The organism is Pontiella agarivorans (genome assembly GCF_034531395.1).
Taxonomy (GTDB): Bacteria; Verrucomicrobiota; Kiritimatiellia; order Kiritimatiellales; family Pontiellaceae; genus Pontiella; species Pontiella agarivorans.
Genome location: NZ_JARVCO010000010.1, coordinates 63,640 through 89,089 on the forward strand (window position 1 = coordinate 63,640; position 25,450 = coordinate 89,089).

Sequence of the window (25,450 nt, forward strand, 5' to 3'; positions counted from 1 at the left end):
TAAATGACGTTGAAACGGAATGGAACGACTGATCCTGATCGGCGTTCAAATATAATACGGTTTTATAGGCTTCCGCTCTGCAGATTCACCAGCACGCGACGTTTCAGGCGCGCATCAAGCATGCCGGTAATTTTTTCATCGAGCTGCTCCAACGCAATCTCTTCGACCATCTCAGACAGGGCAGCGGGTTTCCAATCCTTGGAAAGCTTTTTCCAGACCCTGGAACGTTGTTCCATCGGGTATTCTGCGGAATCAATACCGATCAGCCGCACACCGCGCAGGATGAAAGGAAAAACATTCATCGGCAGATCCGCCGATCCGACCAGTCCGCAGCAGGTAACCGCTCCGCCGTATTTCGCGGCTTTGATCGCCGCAGCCAGCATTTCGCCGCCCACACAATCCACCGCCCCGGCCCAGACCGGTTTCATCATCGGCCGGTCACTTCCCTCCAGCACATCGGAACGAGCAATCACCTTCTGGGCCCCGAGTCCTTTCAGATAATCGGTTTCGGATGATTTTCCGGTCGCCGCCGTCACTTCAAATCCCGCCCTGGCCAGCATGGCGACCGCCAAGCTGCCGACGCCGCCCGTCGCCCCCGTCACCAGCACAGGGCCCTGTTCCGGCCGCACTCCGCTTTCCATCAGTTCCTGAACCGACATGGCCGCAGTGAGACCCGCCGTACCCAACATCATGCTCTCTTTCAGACTCAGACCGTCCGGCAGCGGCACAGCCCAGTCCGCAGGTACCCGGATCAGCTGCCCGAACCCGCCATCGGTCCCCATACCCAGATCATAACTGGTGACGATCACTTTATCGCCCGGCTGAAAACGGGCGGTGTCACTTGAAACCACTTCGCCGGCGGCATCAATTCCGGGCGTATGCGGAAAATGGCGGGTCACCCCGGGATTGCCGGTGGCCGAAAGCGCATCCTTATAATTCAACGAAGAATAATGCACCTTCACCAACAGATCCCCCGCCGGAAGTTCATCAGCACAGCGGGTCACCACCGACCGCTCAAACACCTTCTTTTCAACCTGCCGCACCTGAAACGCTTTGAAATCCATAACCTGCCATCCTTTCGAAAAAGATCGACTATACGGCACAGGCCATGTGTGTCGATCCCTACCCCGTTTCTAGTAATAATTCTGCCGGCCATAATCGCGGCCGCGATTATAGATCTTTTTGTTGAGCTGGTTTTTATAGTTCCGCAGCTGCTGGTCGGCGCTGCCCCGATACGGTTTCTGTTTGCTGATATATTTCGATGTGTACGGCTGCTGCGGGGTGTAGCCTGCATTGTAGTTGCCGCTGTTCCACCAGGGGCGGGGCTTCGGGGGAGGCTGGTACATGGCGGCCTGGCGGGCGGCCTCGGCGGCCTGGGCGCGTTGGGCGGCCAGCCGGGCTTCGTATTTCGCCCGGATGCGCCGCTGTTTTTCCTCTTCGGCGAGGCGCGATTGGAATTCGTAGAGGGTATCGCCGCGGCTGAAGGCGGCGATGGCGCGGGCGTGCTGGGCGTGTCCAACGGGGTATTTGCTCATGAACGACGCCAAAGCGGACCGTTCACCAGCACTGAATTCATCCGATCCGCGCCGATCCAGACTGCCGGACAGAGCCGTAAAATAGGCTTTTATTTGCTGCTGAATGCTTTTATCCAGCATTTGGAAATGCGCCCGGTATACCGTAGAGGGCAAGTGGGGCCGCCGCACATAAAGCGCCTCAAAATAATACGGCGTTTCTTCGGGACGGCGGGTCAGGACCGGATTCAGACTCCGGCTGATGAGCCGGGCGGCGTCAGCGGGCTTCAGCTGCGCGGCCGCCAGCGGCGGACTGATCCGCTGTGCGGCGGCTTTAAACAGCTCAATTCGCGCATCCTGATCTGCAGCCCGGTTCAGCTGATCCGGCAGCTGGCGGCTCAGTTCGTCGAGAATGGAGTTCACATTATCGCGGGCCAGCGTGCGCCACGCGAGGGTGCGCGGATCGCCGGCACCGTCGGTATAGCTCATCTTTTTAGGATCGAGCGAGCCGCCGTGAAAACGGAGTCCCGTGCCGGAAACCAACAGTTCACTGCCGGAGGTATGATTTCCATAAATGCGGCCCCGGCCGGAAAGAGAAATCGGGCCGGTGGCATATTTGCCCTGAATGAAATCGATACGGCCGCCGTTGGCCACCTGTAGAGATCCCGGAACTTGTTCGGTGAAAAATACCTGTGCGTTGTCGGCGACGATGGCGTTGCGGCCGAAGCTGTTCCGATGATCCCAGCTCGCGAACTCGACGTTGCGCAGGAAGAGACGGCTGCCCGGCGCTGCGCGGAGGGCTTTGCGGTTGCCCAAGCTGTCAGCAATTTTAAACCGTCCGTCCCGGACTGCCGTTTCAACGCTGAGGGTCAGGTTCTCCAGCCAGAGATCTCCGGCGGACGTGGTGATGACCGGATTGATTTTACTCGCGTTCGGAACGGTGAGGGTCGACGGGTTTTCCGCATCGGCCGAACCGCGGATTATAATCCCTTCCGGCACTTGTACGGCTTTTTCCAACAGGATTGTTCCCGGAGCCAGATCGATACGACCACCCGGCTGAACGGCGGCCAGGGCATCATGAAATTCCGTCGCATTGCTGACCGTATAGTCGGCCGGGCCTTCCAGATTCAGTGCGGTAACGTTCAGCCCCGCGCTAACGGACAGCTTCGGCTGCGCCGCGCCGCTGAGGCTGGAATTGCGGAAGGCAATTTTTCCAAGGTCTGGATCCAGTTCAACGGAAGCAAAGATTCGGCAGTCGTCAATTGCAAGCGCGGTCGCGGGCTGGAGTTTGAAAAGGTCGGCGTGATCGGTCGCAAAAACAGAACGGCTGACCCTTCCGCCCGTCGAGCCATCATCCACAAACCGGAAACGGCTCTGCGCGGAAACCAGTTGGTCGGCTTCAAACGATCCGTACAGATCGAACGAGGAATCGCGGCTCTGCACATCGACGAGATACAGCCCGGCGGCGGAACCGCCGGCTCCCACAACGTCGGACGCTTCGATCCAGACCGAACCTTTTCCACGGAAGGTTCGGCCCTCTACGAGGCCGCGAGAAATAGCTGCAACGCCGCCCTCTTCAAGAGTCCAGACCTTCGCGGTCGGGTGAGAGGAAGAAACGCTGACTCCGTCGAGCTCCCAGAGCCGGCTGTGGAAAGGCGTGGTGCCAGAGAGATAAGTCATGCGGTTGCGCGGCGGTTTGGAGATACGCAGCACCGGGAGCGGTGTCGTATCCTCCGGAAGCTCAACCGATCCGAGGGCCATCAGCTGCTGGCCCGGAGCGAGGGCCGACCAGACCGCATTCCAGTTTTTGAGGTTCCAGGGCGTATAAAAAGGATCTGAAATGCGGAGCGGAATCGCTGGATCGTTTCCGGCGGCCGCCAGGCCGGCGGCTTTGGCCCGGAAATAAAGCGGAAGATCACGGTGCCCGGAGAGCCCACCGAGTGCCGCCAGATGTTGCGGATCGCCCGGCTGCTGACCGGCAAGAAAATGATAAAGAAACTGCGCGGTTGCTTCGTCTTCGGTGTTGCGCATCGCCGCAAGGTAAGACTCGGCCTCGGTTTTCCCCTGTATGAAATTCAGGTGCTGCTGCAGGGCGGGCGTTGCACCGGCTGCCAGAGTTTCAAATGAAAGATCGTCAAAGCGAAAGACCTCGGGTTTGAGCTTCAGCCCCAGGGCAATCCAGAGGCGCAGGGTATCGTCGCCCTCTCCGGCGTTGAGCTGTTTAACCACAGGCTGCAATCCGGTAAGCGGACCGGTGAACGCTTTATAATCCATAAGCTGCAGCGTCAGCGCCATGGCATGCAGCAGGCGGCTCTGATCCGAATAAACTGTGCCGTTGAAGGCCGGGGTGGCATCGAGCGTGAGTCCGTTCAGATTCAACGCCAGCGCAGCAACCTGCCGGTGCAGCAGCGCCTGGATATCGGTTTCCGAGCGCAGCAGGCGGTGATCGCACAACGACAGCAACAAAGGCCAGTTTCCAACACGGGCCGAAAGGGCGAGCCCATCATCGTCCACGGAAAAACCGGAGGGACAGAGCCGCCACAGCTGCTCCAGCACACCGGCTGCAAAATCATCCTGTTCCGCCTCAAGAAAATGGCGGTACAACGCGGACAGGCCGGTCAGATGCGTGGGATCGCGCCTCAGAGCCTCCTGCAGATCCAACACCGCCGCCGCTTTTTCCTCGGTGCTTCCATTTTTCATACCGGCCAGTGATTCGTCGATCACAGCATCGTTTTCCGCGATCAGCGGTTCGATCCACGTGCGCTGTTTTTCAGGCTGTTCAGCCTCGGCTTCAAAACCGGACCAGGCGATTTCCTGCCAATCCTGCAAGGCTTCCGCCGCTGCACGACGTTTTTTCCAAAGGTTGGAAGTCATACGGTTCTGCAGAATCAGCGGATCAAAATCCTCCAGCGCCGGGGCATCGGAAGACGCAATGTTTTCCAAAGGGGCATCGGCAAAGGCCTGTTCCGCATCGAAATAAACCATCGCCAATCGGCGCGGGAGCGACAAAGCGTCATTTCCGGTCAGGGCCGGTTCCAAACGCCGGTCGATCTCCCTGAAAATTTCCGCCGCCGCGAGCTGTTTTTCAAAGGCGCGGATTTCCTGATAGAGCGGATATTCCTCCGGCTCGGCATCGAGATATTCCAGCCAGACTTTCAGCACCAGGGCATGATTTCGCGCCTGTGCCTGCAGGGGAAACAGCTGCGTATTTTTGAGCGTCATGAGCTCATCGATGGATTCAATCAGTTCCGGTTCCGTTACGGCCGCATCCGCTTTTTCAAGCAGTGGCTGCGCCGCGGCTTCCAGTTCCGCCCATTTGTTCGGGGCTTCCAGCAGAAAGGCTTTAATTTCCGGATCCGGCATCACGTCGGGCGGTTCGGGCAGATAGTTTTCGAGGGCTTTGCGCCGCTTTTGCTCGTTGTAGGATTCCTGCACGGGGGCCCATTCCAGCAGAGCGACCGCTCGCGCGGCATGCTCGGCATAACTCAGATCCTTCAAGGCCTGTTTCGTGTCCGGCGCATCATTCAGCGGCGTGAAAAACTGCCCGGAGCGGGATGGATCGGGGCGGTAATGCGCGAGCCATAAAAACCGAATCAGCGCATCGGCCGCGCTGGAAACCGCTTCCGGATCCTTGCTTTTCTGCGCCTGCCGAAACGCGCTTAACCGATCCGTCAGCAGCGCCCGGTATTCTGCATCGATGCGGGCGGCCGTCAGTGGAATTTCAATCGATCCGCTGCGCTCGTACACGGCAGCCATCGGCCCTGCGGCAACCGCACCGCCGAACGCCGTCCACTGGAGCTCGGCAAGAATCGGTACAAAGGGATCCTCCGGTGCGGCAGTCCGAAGATATTCGCGAACGTTGGCCCAGGCGGCGGAATAATCACCGGCCTCCAGCAGGGCCTGGATTTTAAGGGCTTCTATGCGCCGCACTTCGGCAGCATCGGGCCCCAACGCCAGCGCGTATTCCAGCGTTTGGAGGGCGGCGGCGGGGGCCCCGAAATCGAGATAGGCGCCGGCCATCGCCGTCAGCGGCGGAATCTCACCGGGGGCCGAACGCTGCCAGGCGCGGGCGTTGAGATAGGCCTGGTCCGGCTGTTCGTTTGAAAGCGCCTGCTCCACGGCGGCGGCATATTCCGCCGGCGTTCGTTTCAACAGCGGTGTTTTTTCGAATGCATTTTGGGCGGTAGCGAGGAACGTTGTCGATAACAGTATTATGACCGGCGCGACCGGATTGTATTTCATTTCGGTGTATTCCTTTGGTTTAAGACAGCGTGCGGCTTTTGAATATCGCGATATATTATTCCGTATTTCAATGCGCATTTAAAGCGCATCGCACATTCAAATTCAGCCGTTGCGACTGTTCAGAAGCGCTTTCCATATTTTGCCTGACGCCCGGCCTTCGAGGATGTTGACCTCCTCCTGTCCGGCTCCGCCGCGCCACTGCATCAGGCCCTCGGAAAAATAGGTCGGTTCGACCGTGTTTTGCGGTTTCACAAACGAAAAACGATACCGCTTACGGTCCGTTTCAAGCCCTCCTCCGGCTCCGAACGAATACCAGGGAATGTGAAAACGGCGAATGGCGTCCAGCGGAATGGAAAAATATTCAATGGGAAACTGATCTTCACCACGCTCGGCCACCGCACAGCCCGCTTCGGCCAGCAGATTCCCGAACCGTTTGGTGCTGAATGTCCCCTGTTCGAGCATCAGAAAGGTGAGCTTCCCGTTTTCAAGGTGAAGAAGACCGGGCAGGCTGTCGACCGGGCCGTCGAGCAGCCACGCTTTACTGGTGAAGGAGGTAGCATTCATGGAGTGGATTCCTTTTACAGGTATTCAGCTTCCACGTTTCAGCGAAAGCATGGAGCTGCCGTTTTTATAGAGCGTGAGGGTGCCGGTGGATTCCGAAAGCACCAGCGAAAGAGCATTCGTGCAGGCGGTGATCGCCTGCCCGGCGGTATGCCGCGCCCCGAGGCCGCCCTGCAGTTGTTCCCCCATCACTTCGGCCCGGATAAAACTGCCGGCCGACATAATGACGCCGTCGCCGCGAATGACAAAAGCCCCGTCGATATGTGCAAATTCCTTAATGGTTTCAGCAAGGCTCGGATCGAGAATATTTTTTTCGTGATCACTGTAGCCCTTGAAGGGATTGATGACCATCTGATGGCATTGATGCTGCACCTGTTCATAATCACCGACCACAAACAGGGTTCCGATCGGTTTCCCTTCCCGGCCCTCATGCGCGAGCTCCGAAGCCAGCGTGAAAATACGCAGCAGCACCTGAAAATCGATGATGCCGGAGACCAGTTCTTCGCGCAATGTGAGCGGGACACGAAGATCTTCACCGGCATTCAGCAGACGAATGGTATCCAGCCGGGCAGCTCCGGAACTTCCGTATAAACAGACAATGGTATCATCGAGCGTTAACCGGTTTCTTGAAATAAGCAGCAGCAGGGCAAAATCCAGAGCGTGACGAGGAAGGATACCGTGAAGCGGTATTTCAAACAAATGATCAAACGGAAGGTCGGGACTATTGATCTGATGCCTCGGATTGGTGACCAGCAAGGTCTGACAAGGAGCCGGATGGTTTGCAGCAAAATCCAGCCCGGACGGCTGATCAGCAATCACCAGCAGGCAGCCGGCCCCGGTTTTTTCCGCCATGCTGCAGGCGGATTCATAGACCGCTTCCGATGCAGCCTGCCCATCAGAATCCACCCCGTCCTCATCCGATGACGCACATTGAAGCAGCGCCCGGTATAATTCCTCCCCGTTTTCGGCCGACAGTAGCGACGGCGGAATGGTCCGGTGCTGTAAAGTCCGGGCCAGCATGGCGAGGACCGATAGAAAATCGTGCCGGTCGGCTTCATCGCCGATCAGCAGAACCACCAGCTGAACCGAGCATTCGCTGGACGCCCCCCAAGCCAGGCCCTGTCGGCAGAGACCCACCGTAATCTGAGGATGTCCAAAGTCCGGAAGACGCGCATGCGGCACCGCCAGCCAGCTGCTGATATTTGTGCCGACGTCATGTTCCCGAACGAGCACCGCCTCCAATACGGTTGAGGCATTAAGGTTCGGCCGCGTTTCACAGAGCAGGTCGACCAGCTCCCCGATGGCCGCTTCCGCCGTTTCACTTTTAAGCAGGCAAAACCGTATGGCATTCAGATAATGGGCTAGTGGCATAGCCGGATGGTAACCCTCTCAGCCGCAAATTCAAGTGTAATGCATTACACTCCCTGAGGAACCGGCCGGTTTATATTTTCCGGCTTTTCTTCTGAAAGACCAATCCCAGAAAAACCACAGCCATTCCGGGCAGCAGCCAAACACTCTGTCGCTCAATGAACCCCATCCAGAAAAACGGCATGGCCAGTATGATGGGAACCCACAGGGTATAGAGACTTGTGACACCGTTTTTATTCCGGGCTATTACACGGTAGAGCATATATGCGGGAAAAATCAGACCATACGCGCTCATAAAGAGGCGATATCCGATTTCGCCGGCCGTCAGGCCCTGATACATCGGCAGTCCCTGCACAACAACCCCGATCATTCCGGCCGGGATTAAAAGAACAGCCAGTCCTTTTTTTCGGGTTCCAATGCCTGGAAGATTCCGGATGCGGTCGAAATGTACAGTAACAGTGAAAACCCACTGGCAGAGAATATGAAGCAGTATTCCGATTGCGAGCAGCGGACTTAACGGAGATGTAATCCGCTCTCCATCTATTACCGTGTTGAAAATCCCGGCGTAACGGGTCGTCAGAAAAATCATAAACGGGAAAAAGAGCACAAATCCGATGCTGAACCCGAGCCGGCCTTTGGATGTGGTCTCCAGCTTCTGCCGGGCATGGTGAAACGTGACATCGAGATAAGGGCACAGCAGAAATCCGAAAATCATGACCGGCAGCATCCAGAAGGGTTCTGCGGATGGTTTTGCGGATTGCAGCAGGGCCGCACTGGTACTCTGAAGACTGGATGAAAAGAAAGTTCCCAGTACTACCGTCAGACTGAGCGCAAGCAATACCAGTGCGGATTTCTGTACACTCCCGCGACGCAGTGTCCAGCCGATGAGTAATACAAAAGCACCGAAAACCCCAAGACCGCCGGCGATCCAGGTTCCGGGAATTTCAAGAGCCTGAGAAAGTAATCGGAATAACCAGATGATCCAGTAGAAATGAAATGCCAGTGTCACGGCGGAAAACCACCAGACCGCCCCGGAATGCTTTTCAACAAAGCGAACGGAATCAGAACCCGTTTTAATCGTCCAGCCCATGGCAGCCGCGCCTATGATATTGGGCACAGCAAAAATCAGATAACCGGCCCACCCCATCTCACGCAACAGCAGAACCGGCAAAAACATGCCGATGCACCAGGTCCACGAACACGCAAGGTAAGCCCCCCAACGTGTGGAATCCCGTACCGAAGCTGAAGCCGCGGAAGTGCTCATTTACCTTTTTTTCTGCGCAGTCTTTTGGCCTTGTGATGCGCCTTGGGCGTTACATGAAAGGTTGCGGTACAGCGACCCACCCGCTTGGGTTTGGCCGGTTTTCCCCCCACCATTCTCGGCTGGCTTCCGCGCACCAGCGCCTGAACAATATCCATCCGAATGGCGATATTGAACTCTTTCCCCGTGGCCACCAGCTCATGAATATCATCGAGCGGAGTCATCTGATATTCCGCCGGACCCATGCAGGGGCGCAGAAAACGGTAATCCAGATGTTTACAAACGACGGTATAATCACCGCCGCAAACCTTGAAAATATAGTTTCCGCCGGCAATTTCGGAATTTCCCAGCAGCGATGCACCGGCCATGGCGTTATACCAGTTTTTATTAAACCGGCGGAAAGGAAGAATCGCCCGATGCTTTGTTCCGTCCGAGGCCATCGTCAAACCGGAATGGAAAGCATAGGGCAGCCAGATCATGGAACAAACGCGGTTCCAGAACACATTACGGGTTGAAAGTTTGGAAATATATGCATCCAGACGTTCATATAACGTCAGTTTCTGTTCATCCATTTCAGGAATGCCCGGCGCGTTCGTCGTTTCATTTTCTTTCTTATCAAGTTGTTCCATAGAGTACTTTATCGGGTAAAAAAACCGTGCTGTTTTGCCAGCAGTTCAGTCGTTCTTTGATCCGTTATATTATAATTTTTCGGCAAACCGTTATATTCGCAGACAAACGCTTCACAGTAAACAACGAGCGCACATCTAATTTTAATTTTTCTCAGCCGGGCCGCGCCATGCGGTTTCAGGCCTTTTCAATTACACTGCACCGGTGCACGCTACTCTCCGCTTCCGGCGGAAAGCTTTCGGCAATGCTGATTGAATGCTTCAAGCAACTGATCATGCGTGCGGTGTTCAAATTCATAGTTCCAGACTTCGATATACCGCATCCCGAGCTGTTCAGCCTGTGTGAAAACGGAAGCATAATCTCCATCGGGAAAACGGCGGGCCTGATCCGAACGGCCGATCACCTGGCCGTAGAGATCACCGGGAAATTTTTCGATTAATTCTAAAAGATCAGGCTGATACGTGCTTTTTCCGGAAATCCACCACATACCGATTCCGACCTGATTTTCAAGCATCGGATCATTGATGATTTCCGCCATAATTTTTTCCGGAACGGCACGGCTGCCGAGCAATTCATGCACTTCGAACGCAACCGCCTTATTATCAAATGCCCGCGCGGTTGACCGGATGGCAGTTAACGACGCCTCGGTCCAGATCGAAGCGAATTGTTCCTCATCCCCGGAGCTCAGTCCGGCAACGGAAAGTAATGTGCTGTGCGGCACCCCGTTGAAATGCCCTTCAATTCCGTTGCCGGTCATCTGCGGAACGTAGACCAGTTTGAGCCGTTCATCGGTCTTATAGTTTTCAGCCAACGCCTGCATCAACATCTTCAGGCGCTGCTGTACAACAGGATCCCAGTATTTCGGCATCGTTGTCATATATCCCCGAAACGGACACGCAAAGGTTTGCACCTTCATCTCCGACACCATCCATTCGGGGGTGTGCGACGCCATCGGTGGCCGGGAACGCTGCGGACGGTTGAGCGGTCTTTTCAGTTCAACAGCAGAATCGGACTCGACCGAGGTCCAGCCTGCATAAACCGCCAAACTCCAGTTTTTTCCTTTCGGAAGAAGACGAAGCTGCCGTTCAATTTCCGAAAAATCAAACCGGCCCGGTTCCGGTTCCAACCTGGCCCAGGTGGCACGAACGAGACCGCCCCGCAGCTCGGGGTGATCAACCGCCGCCCGTTCTGTCAGCATGCTGCAGTAGCATCCCCACGGTTTATCAATCTGCTCGGCGAACCCCTTCAAACTGAGCACCGCCATAATCAGGATTATCAAGCGCATATTCATTCCCCACTTTCCATAGTACGAAAACGCAGAATGACGCTTTTTTATTATAGCGGTTAAAAAAAAAATCTTAATTTACAAACATTGGAAATCAGTCGATATCTTCCAGATTGAACGGCGTCATCTGATAGACATAATAATTCAGCCAATTGGCAAACAGCAGATGAGCGTGCGACCGCCAGCTGACTTTCGGCAGTTTTGAAGGATCGTCATCGGGGAAATAATTGGCCGGAATAACCGGATTCATCCCCTTGGCCAGATCGCGCTCATACTCCTCTTTCAACGTCAGCGGATCATATTCAGAATGGCCCGTCACAAAAATCTGCCGCCCCTCCCGCGCAAGCACAATATAGATCCCCGCCTCCTTCGATTCTGAGATAATCGACAGCTCTTTAACCGGCTCAATATCATCGCCGCGCACTTCCGTATGCCGGGAATGCGGCGCGAGAAACCGATCATCAAAACCGCGGATAATCGCCTCTGTCGTGGTACGGACCGTATGTTCAAAAACGCCGGAAATTTTATTTTCCACCCCGTACTTAGGAATGCCGTAATGATGATAAAGACCGGCCTGCGCACCCCAGCATATATGCAACGTCGAAGTAACATGGTTGTTCGTCCAGTCGAGAATTTCGCAGATTTCATCCCAATACTGCACCTGCTCAAACTCCATCGTTTCGACCGGAGCACCGGTGATAATCATCCCGTCATACTTATTCATTTTAATATCATTGAACGTTTTATAAAACGTCGACAAATGTTCCGGGGCCGTATTTTTCGGCTCATAGGTCGCTGTACGAATCAGGTCGACTTCCACCTGCAGGGCCGAATTCGACAGAAGCCGCAGCAGGTGCACCTCCGTATTCTTCTTAATCGGCATCAGGTTGAGAATCACCACCTTCAGCGGCCGGATATCCTGGGCCACTGCCCGGGATTCGGTCATCACGAAAATATTCTCCTGGTTCAGAACATCCGCAGCCGGAAGCCCATCCTGAATTTTTATCGGCATATCGTTTCCTTCCAAAGCGCTCCCGGCATTCCGCGAATGCATGCAACCGCCGGACAGCAAATACGTGATTGATCAAGGTGCGAAATATAGCGGAATTAGGCAATTTACAAATTTTTTTTATAATTTACCCCATATCCTCTCCCTCAACCCCCAACAACGCCCCTCCGTTCGGGCCAGACCGAAAAGCCCCGGAATTGACGCCCTGTATTTTCCACTCTTCGCAGTGCGCAGCACCTGCGATTTGCTGAGCCGGCAAATCAATCATATTCTCTTATCGAGTAATCAAAAAAGGACTTCAATTATTTATTTATCATTTACCGGTTTTACGAAAGAGACGGGAAGGTCTCAAAAGCTCAACCGTTCCAGCCCTACAACCCTTAACTTAAGGCCATTCAGGACTGACACCTCTGGTTTTGTAGGCCCGGTCCCCGACCGGGCGCTTCCAAGGATTGGAACTCCACGCTGAAACAAGCCCTCGGCCACAGAGCGAGTTCACGGAACTCGGCTACAGGAAAAATGTGCGGCAAAAGCCGACCCGATAGCGGTAAATCAAATGAAAAAAAGCCCGCATAAATAGGACTTCCGGGCTTATCGTCAAGGTTGGGTACATCCCCCAGCGCAAAACACCATGCGAACATTGTCGTAATGGTTCGATGAGCCAAGGTTGAAAAATGCCACGGATCATCGACGATTTTTTCGATATCGTGCAGGCGGCACGTACGACCTTTTAATGACTTCTCGGAGCATAATCCTGACCGGTTTAGGCAAGCTCGGTCCGGTGATTCTGCACAATCGTATCCAACGCCCGGGCGCTCGCAAGAATCACGTTTCGGCACCCTTCAGCTTCGGTTCGGTGCACCTTCTTCAGCGGTGCGCAAAGGGTTGAACCCATCTCTTTTTCGAACAGGGCGAAATATTCCCTGATGATCGTTTTGTTCAGATCCGACTCGTGCCCGCGATTGCGGACAAACAATCGGCCAATGACCATGACGCCGCCGCTCAGCGCACCACACAGCAGCTCCTGTCCGCCAACACCACCCCCAAATCCAGCCGACATCACCAACGCCTCGTGCGGCAAATTCCAGCCAAACTTCTCATTCGCGGCATACAAAACCGTCTCCGCACAATTCAGATCCTGCCCCGCAAAGAATCCCGACGTAATCAGTTTTTCCATATCTATCCCCTTCCTTTTCCAATCATTGGAAAGTTCCATAACAAATGCTAACTATTAATTTCAGTATCCATTCGTCATTCGCTTTTCAAAAAGGTGAAAACGACAAAAGCCCCGCATTCGCAGGGCTTTCGCCTACTTTTAAATGACTAACCTTTAGGTGGATAAGGATCTTTTCGATATGTGCGCTCTTCACGAATCCGACCATCAGGACGATGAACAAACACTTGACCTTTTTGAGGTTTCGCAAAGCCACGTGCCTGATCTATAGCCTCGGACTGAGTGCCCGCGAGCGATGAACAACGACTTGCCCCTTCTCGCTTAACACCCCATTGATCACCGTTTTTTACTACATGATACTTATTACTCATTCTTCAACTCCTGGTTTTAAATGAAGCTAGGAGGAGGAAACCTCCTCCTAGCAACTATGCCTTATACGTAGAAGCAGAACGGTTTCCCGTCGCGTCTGTACACTCGGCGCTTAGTGATGTAGTGCACAAAATATTTGCAATACACCTTGCGTTTCGGTTTGGCCATTTGGCCCCCCTTTGTGGTTATGCCACGTAAGAGTTTGGTACTTGACGCAATAAGCAGGAGCTGAGATAACGGACTGACTATTAGGGAGCTGCTGCTTACTGCATCGGCTCTTGTCATTAGTACTGGTAATACTTCTGACGCCGACAGCTGTTAACCCTCGGGTTAACAGCTTTTTTTATTCCGACTCATGCATAGCTTCACCTCCTTCATTTTGATCATTTTCTGCTGGTTCTCCAAACCGAACGATCACGATCATTTTATCCTCATGAACTTCCGGCTCATAAGAAACTGTTTTATGAGAATAGGTAATTCCGTAATAATCCAAGAAGGCTTTTGCCGCTATATGGGCAGTTAAATTTCCAGGGTTATTTGCACTCGATGGACGTATCTGTACTTTTGCTACATCACTTAGAGTTTTATCATTAGAGAATCCCAATGCCATAGCATTGTGGTTACGGTCATAATACAACTTTGCAAACCACTCCCCCTCACGTATCCCCAATTTTTTAAGAAGACCCTGAGATAACCCTATATGTCCCTGTTTCCGTATACTAACTCTCGAGACATAACTTCCCTTAATGTTCCTGAAACGTTCAAATTCAAACCCATCAATGATCTTTTCCGTTGTCATATGCGCATCTGACAGAATTCTTTTCAGAACGTCAATATGAAATACTAAACAATTTGTGTTAACATTTAACTACACATACTACATATGGTGTATATATACTAATTAATACGTTTCTGAGATGTTATTAGGAATGTTTATAGATGTTAAATAAAACATAAAAAAAGCCCCGCAGATGCGGAGCTTTTTTCTATTTGGTGTATTTCGCGGTTCCTTACGACACGGCGATATTCACCAGGCGGCCGGGGACGACAATGACTTTCCGGACAGTTTTGCCTTCGGTCCATTTTTTGACCTGTTCTGTCGCAAAGGCGGCGGCTTCGATATCCTCTTTCGAGGCTTCGGAGGAGACCTTGATTTTGTCGCGCGTTTTACCGTTTACCTGAACCACCAGCTCGATTTCGTCGCGCTTGAGCGCTTCTTCGTTCACGGTCGGCCAGTCGGCATTCATAATACCGGCATCGTGACCCAGCTCGACCCACAGCTCTTCCGCAATGTGCGGCGCAAAGGGTGAAATCAGCAGAATGACGTTTTCAATCGCATCGCGGAATACGATTTTGGCCGATTCAGAAGAATCATCGGAAATCTTCAGATGGTCGACCGCATTCATCAGCTCCATAATCGCGGCAATCGCGGTATTGAAGGTAAATGCGCCGTCAAGGCCGCGAGTGATCTGCTGGATCACTTCATTGGTTTTACGGTAGAGATCGCGCTCGGCGTCGGCCATATCGGCAATCACCGGCTCCTTGCCTTCGACCGATTTCAGCAGGTCGAGGTTTTCCGAAACACGGCGCCAGATGCGCTTGAGGAAGCGGAATGCTCCCTCCACACCGGAATCCTGCCATTCCGCTTCTTTTTCCGGCGGGCCGATAAAGAGCGTGTACAGGCGGACCGTATCTGCGCCGTATTTCTTCAGCAGTTCTTCCGGGGAGACCACATTGCCCTTGGATTTGGACATTTTATACAGGTTTCCATCGGGGCCTTTTTTGCAGATCATGCCCTGCGTGAAGAGGTGTTTAAACGGCTCTTCAAAATCGATCAAGCCGAGGTCCTTGATGGCTTTGGTGAAGAAGCGGGCGTAGAGCAGGTGCAGAATGGCGTGCTCGATACCGCCGATATACTGGTCGACCGGCATCCACTTGTTGGCAATATCCGTATTCACCGCCTGGTCTGCATTCCGGGCGCTGAGGTAGCGCAGGTAATACCAGGAGGAATCAACAAAGGTGTCCATGGTGTCGGATTCGCGGCGCGCCGGTTTGCCGCATTTCGGACAGGTGCAGTTCATAAAGCTTTCGCTCGATTTGAGCGGTGATTCGCCCTCGGCCTTGAATTCAACATCGGTCGGCAGCAGGATCGGAAGGTTTTCCTCCTTTTCCGGCACCACGCCGCAGTCATCGCAGTAAACCATCGGAATCGGTGCACCCCAGTAGCGCTGACGGGAAATCAGCCAGTCGCGCAAGCGGAAATTAACGGTGCCGCGGCCGAAGCCCTTTTCCTCGGCATATTTCGTCATCGCACCGATCGCCTCACGGTTCGGCATACCGGTAAATTCGCCGGAATCGACGCAAGTGCCGTCTTCGGTATAGGCCGTTTCCATTTCTTCGAGAACGAGGGACTGATCCGGGTTCTGGATGGAGAGCTTGATCGGCAGGTCATATTTTTTTGCGAATGCGAAGTCGCGGGTATCGTGCGCCGGAACGGCCATAACCGCACCGGTGCCGTACATCAGCACATAGTTGCCGACCCACAGCTCAATCTTTTCGCCGTTGTACGGATTAATCAGATAACGCCCGGTAAAGAGGCCGGCTTTTTCCACTTCGTCCGCCTCGCGATCGAGATTGGTCAGTTTGGAGCATTCCTTGATAAATTCCAGGATTTCGGCTTCGTTTTCGGCACCTTTGATCAGATTTTTCAGTTCCGGGTGTTCCGGAGCAAGCGCCATATAGGTGCAGCCATAGATCGTATCAACGCGGGTGGTATAGCAGGTGATTTTATCGATGTTGTCTTTTGCCCCGTCTTCGCGCGGAACAATATCAAAATCAACCTCCGTACCTTCGGAGCGGCCGATCCAGTTTTTCTGCATGGTTTTCACGCGATCCGGCCAGCCGTCGAGCGTGTTCAGGTCGTCGAGCAGGCGCTGAGCATAGTCGGTGATTTTGAAAAACCACTGCTCCATCGATTTCTGGATGACTTCGGAGTCGCAGCGTTCGCAAGCGCCGTCAACCACCTGCTCGTTGGCAAGCACCGTGGCGCAGTCCGGACACCAGTTGACGTTGGAGTTCTGTTTGTAGGCCAGGCCTTTTTCATAAAACTTAACAAAGAGCCACTGCGTCCACTTATAATAGTCCGGCATGCAGGAAGTGACTTCCTTATCCCAGTCATACATGCAGCCCCAGGCGCGGAGCTGCTCTTTCATTGTGGCAATGTTGGCGGTGGTGTATTCCGCCGGCGGCGTACCGGTTTTAATGGCGGCGTTTTCAGCAGGCAGCCCGAAAGCATCCCAGCCCATCGGCGTGAGCACATCAAAACCCTGCATCTTTTTGTAGCGCGCAACGGCATCACCGATGATGTAGTTGCGGCCATGACCGACGTGGAGCTTGCCCGACGGATACGGGAACATCATCAGGCAGTAGTACGGATTTTCCGCCGTCGCCAGATCCGTCTTAAAGTCGCCGTTTTCATCCCAGAACTGCTGCCACTTGTTTTCAATATCGTTAAAAGGATAATCTTCCTGCATCGCCTTGCTCCGTTGAAAAATTCTAAAGGAGCGCGAATATTAGGGATTTACGCGGCATTTTCCACTTCCAAAGGCCGGAAAAATCAGCGGGATAAAACATCCATGACCGGCTGGAGCTGGCGGCGGGTTCGGGCGAGGCAGCGGAGGATATGGCCGCCGAAGGGAAGCGGGTTCAGGGCGCACAGCATCTCCGGATTCGGCCGGGAGCTGGCCTGCGGAAGTGCATCGGTGTGGTGCTGCTGAAAATCGAGAAACGGTTTCAAACGTTCGAGCAGGTGATCCGCTGAGGGCCCCAGCAGGTAGACATTCATCATGAGATCGAACGGTCCGAAAACCGCCGGGCTGCGAATATCGTCGGTCGCCGGGCAGCAGCTGAACCGTTCTTCAAGCACCGGATTTCCATCCACCGCAATGCAAACCACCGATTCAAACCGGTCGAAAGCAAACTGCTCCGCCGATTCGCTGCGTCCGGACTGCATCCAGTCGGCGAGCACAAAATCGGTGGTCGGTGAAATGTTCCAGTGCTGCTCCTGCCGAAACTGCGCACCGGCGTGCAGCACCACGGGTTCCGGAAGAATCCGCACCCGGGTCCGGTCGCCGCAGTCGGCATGCAGCGTCTGCACCGCCAGCTCATCGATTTCGTTTTTATAGACGTGGGTGTTGGCCTGCGATTTCAGCAGCAGCCCGGTAGCCTCGCCGCAGCGTACATTCAGCCCGATCCGGTCGCCCTGCAGCATACCGCCGCCGTAGGAAGACAGCTGAATTTCCACGGCATCCTCATGCGTCCCGGTTTCCAGCAGGCGCAGCGGCGCACGGCTGACCATACGCGTTACCCGCGTTTTGGACCGGATGCGATCGAGCTCAAGCCTGCTGGTTTTCATGCCGGATTTAATTCCCCGGAACCTGTTGATGGTAGGCCGCACGGATATGCCCGATCACCTCATCAATGCCGACCTTGTTGCGGCACTGCGTGAACAGAAAAGGCCCGTCGCCGCGCATCTTTTTTGAATCGCGCTCCATCACGCCCAGATCCGCACCGATCAGCTCAGCAATATCGGTTTTATTGATAATCAGCAGATCGGACTGGGTGATGCCCGGTCCGCCCTTGCGCGGAATTTTATCCCCGCCCGAAACATCGATCACATAGATCGTATAATCAGCCAGCTCGCGGCTGTAGTTGGCCGCCAGGTTATCGCCGCCGCTTTCCAGCAGCAGCCATTCAATCTTGCTGTCGAACCGATCCATCAGTTCTTCGAGCGCATTGAGGTTCAGCGAAATATCCTCGCGGATGGCGGCATGCGGACAACCGCCGGTTTCGACGCCGATAATCCGCTCCGCCGGCAGCGCACTGTTGCGGGTGAGGAATTCGGCATCTTCCTGCGTGAAAATATCGTTGGTCACCACCGCCAGGCTCATCTCATTGCGCAGGGCTTCGCACAGTGCTTTGGTGAGGGCTGTTTTACCGCTGCCGACCGGACCGCCGATCCCGATCGTGAACGCCCGCTTCGAAAAATCGCGGTTGAGCGGCACCTCGCGCTCGTCGTAATGCCCGGGATGCTCCATCACCTCATGCGTATGCCCGTGGTCGTGGTCGTGATGATGATCATGGTGGTGATGATGGTGGTGGTCGTGCGTATGGCTCATGCGGGGTTCTCCTAGTTTTGAAAAAGTTTTATGTAAAGTGAGGGATGAAGCATCTGGGTTATTTCCAGCATCGGGGTGAACCGCTGCGCTTCATTCTCCCCGCTATTTCCGGATGCGGTCAGCACCGCACCCATACCCTGCTCCAGTTCCGACTGAATGGACTGCGCGGCGGACGGGCCGATCAGCCCCAGCCGCACGGCGGCGCTGATCTGGTCGCGCAGCAGCGTGAACAGATAGAGTTCTTTCACCTGCGCTTCCGATGCCCCTGCTTCTTTCAGGCAGAGCGTCAGCAACGGCAGATAGTGCACCGCCGATCCGGCCTCGCGGAACAGGCGTTTGAAATCAAAGTTTCCAAGGGTTGGAAAAAGATCGGCCAGCACCCGGAACCAGCCGCGCGCCTGGGCGATGGATGCCTTGCGCATCGGAGCCGCCAGCATCATGCGGTCGTAGCGGATAAAAACGTCGGCGCCGGGCTCGCGGAAAAATTGTTCAATGAATGGAAGTTCAAACCGCCCCCACTGCTCGACACAGCTTTTCAGATAGCGGACCAGTTCCGGCCGGGTGCGCACCATGCCGCATTTCACCGCCGCCTCAAGGCCGCTGGAAAAAGCAAAACCGCCGACCGGCAGGGCGGAATCCGCCAGATGCATCATTTGAATGGAAGTGAGCGCCATCGAATCAGAACAGTTGATAGAGCTGCGCCAGCGGCAGTTTTTCGGCCGGTTCGCAGGTCAGGTGCTCGCCATCGACGGTGACTTTGTAGGTTTCCGGATCGATTTCAATGTTGGGCAGCAGGTCGTTGAGCTTCATATCTTTTTTGGTCAGTCCCCGGCAGTTTTTCACGGCGGAGGCCGATTTGTTCAGCGCATAGCCGGCCACATTTTCGAGCGAGGCCTGCGAAACAAACACCAGTGAATTATTGGCAGGGGCCGAGCCGAAACTTCCAAACATTGGACGCGAAAAGAACGGCTGCGGCGTGGGGATCGAGGCATTCGGATCGCCCATCTGCGCCTGCGCAATCACGCCGCCTTTGATGACGATTTCGGGTTTGCTGCCGAAAAAGTCGGGGCGCCATAAAACCAGATCGGCCAGTTTTCCCGGCTCGATGGATCCGATTTCGTGGCTCATGCCGTGGGCGACCGCCGGGTTGACGGTATATTTCGCCACATAGCGGCGGGCGCGGAAATTATCGTTGTCCGCCCCTTCATCCTCCGGAAGCGGACCGCGCTGCTCCTTCATTTTATGGGCGGTCTGCCACGTGCGGGTGATGACCTCGCCGATGCGGCCCATCGCCTGGGAATCGGAGGCGATAATGGACAGTGCGCCCAGGTCGTGGAGGATATCCTCGGCGGCGATGGTTTCGCCGCGGATGCGGCTTTCTGCAAAGGCAACATCTTCGGGGATGCGTTTATCGAGATGATGGCAGACCATCAGCATATCGAGATGTTCATCGATCGTGTTCACGGTGTAGGGCCGCGTCGGGTTGGTGGAGGACGGCAGCACATTGGGCTCGCCGCACAGCTTCATGATGTCGGGCGCATGGCCGCCGCCGGCGCCTTCGGTGTGGTAGGTGTGAATGGTGCGGCCTTTGAACGCCGCACAGGTATTTTCCACCATCCCTGATTCATTCAGCGTGTCGGTGTGAATGGCCACCTGCACATCATACTGCTCCGCCACATCGAGGCAGCAGTCGATGGCCGCCGGGGTCGAACCCCAGTCTTCGTGCAGTTTAAGCCCGGCGGCGCCGGCTTCGATCTGCTCCGTGAGTCCAACGGGACTTGAGCTGTTGCCTTTGCCGAGAAAGGCAAAATTCATCGGATAAGCATCGGTGGAGCGCAGCATCATTTCGATATGGGTTTTTCCGGGCGTGCAGGTGGTGGCATTGGTTCCGGTGGCCGGACCGGTGCCGCCGCCGAGCATCGTTGTCAGTCCGGAAGCCAGCGCTTCGTTGATCTGCTGCGGACAGATAAAATGGATATGGGCGTCAAAACCGCCCGCCGTGAGAATCAGTTTTTCCCCGGCGATGACTTCGGTGGTCGGCCCGCAGATCATATCGGGGTCGACGCCGTCCATCATGTCGGGATTGCCGGCCTTGCCGATGGCGTGAATGCGGCCGTTTTTAACGCCGACGTCGGCTTTATAAATGCCGGTGTAATCGAGAATCAAGGCATTGGTGATCAGCAGATCGAGCGCTTCTTCCTGGGACGCGCCGGACTGCTGGCCCATGCCGTCGCGCAGCACTTTTCCGCCGCCGAATTTACATTCATCGCCGTAGACGGTGAGGTCCTTTTCGACTTCGATCAGCAGGTTGGTATCGCCGAGGCGGACTTTATCGCCGGTGGTCGGGCCGAACATGGCCGCATAGTTCTTGCGATTGATGTTCATCAGGCTTCCTCCCCGTGATTAAAGCTGCGTTCGAGCGCAAGTTTCAGCGCCGCCTCTTTGGAATCGGTGGATTGTATCAGCGCATTGCCGCCGCGCACGGTGGCGGTTCCGCCGATATCGACGAGTTCGACGCGTTTGGATTCGCCGGGCTCAAAGCGGATAGCGGTCCCGGAAGCGATGTTGAGCCGTTTACCGAAGGCTTTGGCGCGGTCGAACAGCAGGGCCGGATTGGTTTCGAAAAAGGGATAGTGGGAACCGACCTGCACCGGGCGGTCTCCATGGTTCAGTACCGTCAGTTCAATGGTTGCTCGCCCGGCGTTGAGTTCCAGATCGCCCGTTTCGCAGATCACCTCGCCGGGGATTTCTTCGATGAGGTTATCCACCGGAATATTTCCGCTCAGGCGGGTTAAGCCGGAACCGTACAGCGCCAGCTTGGGTTCGCCCGTTTCGCGGCAGACCGGCTGGTGCACAGTGATCAGTTTGGTGCCGTCGGGAAAGGTGCCTTCCACCTGCACTTCAGGAAGCATCGACGCCACGCCGTCCATGACCTCCTCAAAACCGAGGAGTTTTTTTCCGCGCTCCATCAGCTCGGCCACGGAACAGCCCTCGCGAATGAATTCCAGCAGCTGCGCCGAGAGCAGCGCCACGGTTTCCACATAGTTGAGTTTCAGGCCGCGCGCATACCGTTTCTGTGCCAGAAAGCCGGCATTGTGCAGCATCAGTTTTTCAATTTCCCTGGGTGATAAATGCATGTTGTTCCTTGAGTTATGCCCGAAACAAAATTCGTGGAGACCCGGGGGTCTCCACGAAACAATTGGATTTAGAAGACATAGCCGATCGAAATATTACCAACCACGTTGTCCTGCGGAGAAGGCGTGTCAATGGCATCCCATGCATCATAGGACATTCCGAGCACACCATCGTCGTTATCCAGCTTCCAGTATGCGATTCCCGCATTCAGGCTGACAGCTTCGGTAATACCGTAGGATGCGGTCAGGCCGGCGCCGTAACTCATCAGGCCGGAGTAATCATCACCGTCCGCGCTGAAATAGGCTGCGCCGTAGTCGCCATCGGCCCAGGTCAGTTTAGTCCAGGCGCCCACGCTCAGGCCGAAGTCAAAGTCGTAGCCTTCGCTGATTCCGATATCCCCGTGAAAACCGGAGTTGCCTCCGTCCACATCGTAAAGAACAGTTGCTGTGGGATTCAGTAAAACATTCACGCCTGCTTTAACATAGATATCCGAGGTGTATGACCCGGCCAGTTTCGGGAAGGCATAATGCATGCCGCCCGCAGAAAGCGTTACGAGTTCAATGCCGGTATAGGTGTAATCGGCCATGACATCCCACTCGGTGATTTGCCCTTGAGCATCGCTCGGATTATCGGGTCCCTGGGTATCGTCCAGGTTGATGCCGGCCCAGTATGTAAACGTCGTATGATGCACCCCGCTCGTATCATTAATACCAACAGAAGCCGAAGGCATGAGCATGGGGCCGTCCACCCAGGTAATCCCGTTGCCGCCAACAAATGCACTTGCAAAGTTAACATCGGCCGAAACGGACACATCCGCTTCAAAGGCGCCGGCACTCATGCCTGCGAGTCCAGCAACTACAGATGCAACGATTATCTTGCTTTTCATATTACATTTCCCTATTTGTTTTTCTGTTTTCTCGTGGTCGTGTGGCTATCGCCATCATCAAGGCCCGGTTCGCGAGTGAAGAATTCTTGCAGGACCTCTTCATGAACGAACTGATGCCTTCGCGGTAGTCCCACGGCCGCACTTGATCTAACTCAACGATAGTCCCCGGCGTTAGACCGAGAGATAGCCTTTGATTTTTTCTTCATTAATTGAGCCTTTATCGTCCGAATGGATGAAACGTCCGGATTCAATCACATACATATGATCCGCAATATCAATGGTGAAGCTCAGCACCTGTTCCGTCACAATGATCGACAGATTTTTTGCCAGCTTGATCTGGTTCAGCAAACGGGCGATATCTTTGATAATGGACGGCTGGATGCCTTCTGTCGGTTCATCGAGAATCAGCACCTTCGGTTCGGAAACGAGCGCCCGCGCAATTGCGAGCTGCTGCTGCTGCCCGCCGGACAAATTGCCGCCTTTGCGTTTGCGCATATCATACAGCACATTAAACATGCTGTAGGCATCGCGCATCAGATCGGCCTTATTCGGTGAGCGCGGATTGAGCCCCGACAAGATATTTTCTTCAACTGTCAGCTTGGAGAATATCTGGCGCCCCTGCGGCACATAGGCGATCCCGGCCCCGACCCGCTTACAGCTGTCCCAGTCCTGCACTTCAGTTCCGTCGATCGTGACGCTGCCGGATTTCGGCTGAATGACACCGATGATGCTTTTCATCAGCGTGGATTTGCCCATCCCGTTTTTACCCATAATGGCGGTAACCTGCCGGGGCTGCGCCTCGAAGGAGATGTCGTGCACCACTTCGCTTTGTCCGTAGGCCACATGTAGATTTTTGATTGAGAGCATGATCTTATTCCTTTCTCATCTGAAGTTCTGCAACCGCAGGCTAGTGGCCCAGGTAGACTTCAATGACCTTTTCGTTGGATTCAATGTCGTCCATCGTGCCCTCTGCCAGCAGCTTGCCCTGATGCAGCACGGTGACGCGGTGAGCGATGTCGCGGGTGAACTTCATATCGTGTTCGATCACCAGCACGGAACGGTCCTTGCATATTCTTCCCAGCAGATCCGCGGTCTTGTTCCGTTCGTCCACGCTCATACCGGCAACGGGTTCATCGAGCATCAACAGGAGCGGATCGGACATGAGCAGCATGCCGATTTCGAGCCACTGTTTCTGGCCGTGACTGAGCAGGTCGCCCTGCACGTCGAGCCAGTCTTCCAGATAGATCATCTTGGCAACTTCTTCGATACGGTTTTCCAGCTTTTCATCGCTCTGGAAGGCGAGCGCCCCCCAGACCCCGCGGCCGCGGGGATAGGACACCTCCAGATTTTCATAAACCGAGAGGGCCGGATAGATCGAGGGGGTCTGGAACTTGCGGCCGACGCCTTTTTGAACAATGTGCTGTTCCGCCATGGTGGTCAGTTCATGTTTTCCGAACTGAATGGAACCCTCGGTCGGTTTTGTTTTACCGCAGATCAGGTCCAGCAGCGTGGTCTTGCCCGCCCCGTTAGGTCCAATGATCACATGGACTTCACCCAGTTCCAAATAAAGCGATACGTCGTCAACCGCTTTAAATCCGTCAAATGACACCGTCAGGTTTTCGATGGATAATACATATTCTTTTAAACTCATGACTGCTCCTTAGAAAGGGTCAAACGGGGGCTGATTTTTGCGAGCAACACGTCGATTCGGGTGTATTTTTTGATGAAGTTCCATAAGCGGGATCCGTACTGTTCGACCAGTCCGGCCAGCCCGTCGGAGCAGACGACCGTGGTCAGAATGAAGATACCGCCCATGATAAACATCCACAGCTCGGGAAACTTTTCTGACAGGAAGGTGCGGCCCAGACAGACGATCAGCGTGCCGTAGACCGCCCCGATCAGGGAGCGGCGTCCGCCCAGCGCGCAGAAGATGACCATGTAGATCGACGGCTCGATGGTAACGAGTTTCGGAGACATGAAGCCGACGTTCAGGGAGAACAGGGCACCGCCGATGGCGGAGATGACCGCCGCGAACGCAAAGGCGAACACCTTGAAGTTGGAAACATCGTATCCAGAGAAGCGCACGCGGTCTTCCATGTCGCGGATAGCGACCAGAATCTTGCCCATTTTACTGTGCAGCACCCGCTTGCTCAGCAGAATGCTCCCGAGCAGCAGCAACGCCGTGAGGAAGTACAGAATGTTGTGGGCCGAGTCGGACTGGATGTCCCACCCCAGGCAGGTGCGCAGGTCGGTAATTCCGTTGATGCCGCCGGTGAGCCCCTGACTGGTGACAAACAGAATTTCCATCAGCCAGCAGAGCGCCTGCGTGATAATGGCGAAATATACCCCGTTTACGCGCCGTTTAAAAATGGCGTTACCCAGCAAATAGGCGATCAGCCCCGGCACAACCAACAGGCAGATCATCGTCAGCGGAAAACTTTTGAACGGGTACCAGAGGCGCGGCAGTTCAGTGATCTGATTCCAGTCCATGAAATCCGGCAGGCCGACCGTGGTCAGCGCCTTGATCTGGTCGGACCCCTGTTCCATTGCGATATTCCGCGCGGCTTCGAGCTTGAGAAAAGCCGCCATGCAGTAGCCGCCGATGCCCCAGAAGGCCGCCTGCCCCAGGCTCAGGATACCGCCGTACCCCCAGCAGATGACCAGGCCGACGGCCGCAAAAGCCAGACTCAGATATTTGGCCGCCATGTTGAGGCGGAAGCTGTCGCAAAACAGCGGAATGCCGACCAGCAGCACCACCGCCAGAATCAGGAAGGACAACTGATGCGCCCGATCCGGAAAAAGTTTTTTTATAGATTGTTTAAACATGTTATTTCCTCTGTATAGA

The 25,450-nt window shown here is 54.8% G+C and carries 21 protein-coding genes; all 21 read right to left on the minus strand.

Annotated elements, in window-relative coordinates:
• Positions 1-62: 62 nt before the first annotated feature.
• A complete protein-coding gene (locus P9H32_RS07805; protein ID WP_322608331.1) occupies positions 63-1,064 on the minus strand; it encodes a YhdH/YhfP family quinone oxidoreductase in 1,002 nt (333 codons plus the stop codon).
• Positions 1,065-1,133: 69 nt separating this feature from the next.
• The gene (locus P9H32_RS07810; RefSeq protein WP_322608332.1) at positions 1,134-5,753 is read right to left on the minus strand and encodes a tetratricopeptide repeat protein; all 4,620 of its coding nucleotides are present in this window, start codon (positions 5,751-5,753) and stop codon (positions 1,134-1,136) included.
• Between the two features lie 102 nt (positions 5,754-5,855).
• Positions 5,856-6,317, minus strand: a complete 462-nt coding sequence (locus P9H32_RS07815; RefSeq protein ID WP_322608333.1) for a hypothetical protein — start codon at positions 6,315-6,317, stop codon at positions 5,856-5,858.
• Positions 6,318-6,341: 24 nt separating this feature from the next.
• Complete coding sequence (locus tag P9H32_RS07820) at positions 6,342-7,685, minus strand: diadenylate cyclase (RefSeq protein ID WP_322608334.1); 1,344 nt, start codon at positions 7,683-7,685, stop codon at positions 6,342-6,344.
• Positions 7,686-7,755: 70 nt separating this feature from the next.
• Positions 7,756-8,946 carry a hypothetical protein gene (locus tag P9H32_RS07825; protein WP_322608335.1) on the minus strand — a complete coding sequence of 397 codons (1,191 nt, stop codon included), beginning with the start codon at positions 8,944-8,946 and terminating at the stop codon, positions 7,756-7,758.
• Positions 8,943-9,572: a hypothetical protein gene (locus P9H32_RS07830; RefSeq protein WP_322608336.1), complete on the minus strand. Its 630-nt coding sequence runs from the start codon at positions 9,570-9,572 to the stop codon at positions 8,943-8,945. The genes P9H32_RS07825 and P9H32_RS07830 overlap by 4 nt, the downstream gene beginning before the upstream one ends.
• A 209-nt stretch (positions 9,573-9,781) precedes the next feature.
• Positions 9,782-10,855 carry a hypothetical protein gene (locus tag P9H32_RS07835; protein ID WP_322608337.1) on the minus strand — a complete coding sequence of 358 codons (1,074 nt, stop codon included), beginning with the start codon at positions 10,853-10,855 and terminating at the stop codon, positions 9,782-9,784.
• Positions 10,856-10,949: 94 nt separating this feature from the next.
• On the minus strand, positions 10,950-11,867 hold the full coding sequence (gene metA / locus P9H32_RS07840; RefSeq protein ID WP_322608338.1) for a homoserine O-acetyltransferase MetA: 918 nt from the start codon (positions 11,865-11,867) through the stop codon (positions 10,950-10,952).
• Positions 11,868-12,627: 760 nt separating this feature from the next.
• Complete coding sequence (locus P9H32_RS07845) at positions 12,628-13,041, minus strand: C-GCAxxG-C-C family (seleno)protein (RefSeq protein ID WP_322608339.1); 414 nt, start codon at positions 13,039-13,041, stop codon at positions 12,628-12,630.
• 146 nt (positions 13,042-13,187) lie between these two features.
• Positions 13,188-13,409, minus strand: coding sequence for a DUF2188 domain-containing protein (locus P9H32_RS07850; protein ID WP_322608340.1), 222 nt, complete (start codon positions 13,407-13,409; stop codon positions 13,188-13,190).
• A 341-nt stretch (positions 13,410-13,750) separates the two neighbouring features.
• A complete protein-coding gene (locus P9H32_RS07855) occupies positions 13,751-14,206 on the minus strand; it encodes a hypothetical protein (protein ID WP_322608341.1) in 456 nt (151 codons plus the stop codon).
• A gap of 211 nt (positions 14,207-14,417) precedes the next feature.
• Positions 14,418-16,940 (minus strand): leucine--tRNA ligase, encoded by a 2,523-nt coding sequence (gene leuS / locus P9H32_RS07860; protein ID WP_322608342.1) that lies wholly within the window; start codon positions 16,938-16,940, stop codon positions 14,418-14,420.
• Between the two features lie 83 nt (positions 16,941-17,023).
• Positions 17,024-17,821, minus strand: coding sequence for an urease accessory protein UreD (locus P9H32_RS07865; RefSeq protein ID WP_322608343.1), 798 nt, complete (start codon positions 17,819-17,821; stop codon positions 17,024-17,026).
• Positions 17,822-17,828: 7 nt separating this feature from the next.
• Positions 17,829-18,584 (minus strand): urease accessory protein UreG, encoded by a 756-nt coding sequence (gene ureG / locus P9H32_RS07870; protein ID WP_322608344.1) that lies wholly within the window; start codon positions 18,582-18,584, stop codon positions 17,829-17,831.
• Between the two features lie 11 nt (positions 18,585-18,595).
• Entirely contained in the window at positions 18,596-19,258 is a 663-nt protein-coding gene (locus tag P9H32_RS07875; protein ID WP_322608345.1) for an urease accessory protein UreF, read from the minus strand.
• Between the two features lie 4 nt (positions 19,259-19,262).
• The gene (gene ureC / locus P9H32_RS07880; RefSeq protein ID WP_322608346.1) at positions 19,263-20,969 is read right to left on the minus strand and encodes an urease subunit alpha; all 1,707 of its coding nucleotides are present in this window, start codon (positions 20,967-20,969) and stop codon (positions 19,263-19,265) included.
• On the minus strand, positions 20,969-21,721 hold the full coding sequence (gene ureA / locus P9H32_RS07885) for an urease subunit gamma (RefSeq protein ID WP_322608347.1): 753 nt from the start codon (positions 21,719-21,721) through the stop codon (positions 20,969-20,971). Before ureA ends, ureC begins: the two co-directional genes overlap by 1 nt.
• Before the next feature lie 68 nt (positions 21,722-21,789).
• Positions 21,790-22,605: a hypothetical protein gene (locus P9H32_RS07890; RefSeq protein WP_322608348.1), complete on the minus strand. Its 816-nt coding sequence runs from the start codon at positions 22,603-22,605 to the stop codon at positions 21,790-21,792.
• A gap of 171 nt (positions 22,606-22,776) precedes the next feature.
• The gene (gene urtE, locus P9H32_RS07895; RefSeq protein ID WP_322608349.1) at positions 22,777-23,472 is read right to left on the minus strand and encodes an urea ABC transporter ATP-binding subunit UrtE; all 696 of its coding nucleotides are present in this window, start codon (positions 23,470-23,472) and stop codon (positions 22,777-22,779) included.
• Between the two features lie 40 nt (positions 23,473-23,512).
• Positions 23,513-24,256 carry an urea ABC transporter ATP-binding protein UrtD gene (urtD, locus tag P9H32_RS07900; RefSeq protein WP_322608350.1) on the minus strand — a complete coding sequence of 248 codons (744 nt, stop codon included), beginning with the start codon at positions 24,254-24,256 and terminating at the stop codon, positions 23,513-23,515.
• Complete coding sequence (urtC, locus tag P9H32_RS07905) at positions 24,253-25,431, minus strand: urea ABC transporter permease subunit UrtC (protein ID WP_322608351.1); 1,179 nt, start codon at positions 25,429-25,431, stop codon at positions 24,253-24,255. The genes urtD and urtC overlap by 4 nt, the downstream gene beginning before the upstream one ends.
• Positions 25,432-25,450 lie beyond the last annotated feature (19 nt).

Coding starts and splice junctions, on each gene's coding strand:
- P9H32_RS07805 (WP_322608331.1), bottom strand. CDS start 1,064: ATGGATTTCAAAGCGTTTCAGGTGCGGCAGGTTGAAAAGAAGGTGTTT.
- P9H32_RS07810 (WP_322608332.1), bottom strand. CDS start 5,753: ATGAAATACAATCCGGTCGCGCCGGTCATAATACTGTTATCGACAACG.
- P9H32_RS07815 (WP_322608333.1), bottom strand. CDS start 6,317: ATGAATGCTACCTCCTTCACCAGTAAAGCGTGGCTGCTCGACGGCCCG.
- P9H32_RS07820 (WP_322608334.1), bottom strand. CDS start 7,685: ATGCCACTAGCCCATTATCTGAATGCCATACGGTTTTGCCTGCTTAAA.
- P9H32_RS07825 (WP_322608335.1), bottom strand. CDS start 8,946: ATGAGCACTTCCGCGGCTTCAGCTTCGGTACGGGATTCCACACGTTGG.
- P9H32_RS07830 (WP_322608336.1), bottom strand. CDS start 9,572: ATGGAACAACTTGATAAGAAAGAAAATGAAACGACGAACGCGCCGGGC.
- P9H32_RS07835 (WP_322608337.1), bottom strand. CDS start 10,855: ATGCGCTTGATAATCCTGATTATGGCGGTGCTCAGTTTGAAGGGGTTC.
- metA (WP_322608338.1), bottom strand. CDS start 11,867: ATGCCGATAAAAATTCAGGATGGGCTTCCGGCTGCGGATGTTCTGAAC.
- P9H32_RS07845 (WP_322608339.1), bottom strand. CDS start 13,041: ATGGAAAAACTGATTACGTCGGGATTCTTTGCGGGGCAGGATCTGAAT.
- P9H32_RS07850 (WP_322608340.1), bottom strand. CDS start 13,409: ATGAGTAATAAGTATCATGTAGTAAAAAACGGTGATCAATGGGGTGTT.
- P9H32_RS07855 (WP_322608341.1), bottom strand. CDS start 14,206: ATGACAACGGAAAAGATCATTGATGGGTTTGAATTTGAACGTTTCAGG.
- leuS (WP_322608342.1), bottom strand. CDS start 16,940: ATGCAGGAAGATTATCCTTTTAACGATATTGAAAACAAGTGGCAGCAG.
- P9H32_RS07865 (WP_322608343.1), bottom strand. CDS start 17,821: ATGAAAACCAGCAGGCTTGAGCTCGATCGCATCCGGTCCAAAACGCGG.
- ureG (WP_322608344.1), bottom strand. CDS start 18,584: ATGAGCCATACGCACGACCACCACCATCATCACCACCATGATCATCAT.
- P9H32_RS07875 (WP_322608345.1), bottom strand. CDS start 19,258: ATGGCGCTCACTTCCATTCAAATGATGCATCTGGCGGATTCCGCCCTG.
- ureC (WP_322608346.1), bottom strand. CDS start 20,969: ATGAACATCAATCGCAAGAACTATGCGGCCATGTTCGGCCCGACCACC.
- ureA (WP_322608347.1), bottom strand. CDS start 21,721: ATGCATTTATCACCCAGGGAAATTGAAAAACTGATGCTGCACAATGCC.
- P9H32_RS07890 (WP_322608348.1), bottom strand. CDS start 22,605: ATGAAAAGCAAGATAATCGTTGCATCTGTAGTTGCTGGACTCGCAGGC.
- urtE (WP_322608349.1), bottom strand. CDS start 23,472: ATGCTCTCAATCAAAAATCTACATGTGGCCTACGGACAAAGCGAAGTG.
- urtD (WP_322608350.1), bottom strand. CDS start 24,256: ATGAGTTTAAAAGAATATGTATTATCCATCGAAAACCTGACGGTGTCA.
- urtC (WP_322608351.1), bottom strand. CDS start 25,431: ATGTTTAAACAATCTATAAAAAAACTTTTTCCGGATCGGGCGCATCAG.